Consider the following 263-nt stretch of genomic DNA (forward strand, 5'->3'; position numbering starts at 1 on the left):
CCCGCTGGGCTGCGGAGCGGCCCCCAGCATTCTGCCAGTCACATCGCACTCGCAGGCTTTACGACTGCTTCGCAGCCGAGCGGGAGCAAGCTCCCTCGCCACAGGTGACCGCGTCGTCTCACTCGGATTGACGGATTTTTTCGACAATCGCCGTGGTCGAGCTGTTCGCTACCAGCCCCAGCACTTTCACCGTCCCGCCATAAGCGGTCACGAGGTCTGCGCCGACGACTTGGTCGATCCCGTAATCACCACCCTTCACCAAC

At 62.7% G+C, this 263-nt stretch carries 1 protein-coding gene; it reads right to left on the bottom strand.

Annotated features, from left to right (window positions below):
• Window positions 1-118: 118 nt before the first annotated feature.
• Window positions 119-263 (bottom strand): hypothetical protein (locus BK660_RS33365; RefSeq protein ID WP_185045314.1); only part of this gene is annotated, 145 nt, incomplete at its 5' end.

The sequence above is a fragment of the Pseudomonas brassicacearum genome, assembly GCF_003732265.1.
GTDB lineage: Bacteria > Pseudomonadota > Gammaproteobacteria > Pseudomonadales > Pseudomonadaceae > Aquipseudomonas > Aquipseudomonas brassicacearum_D.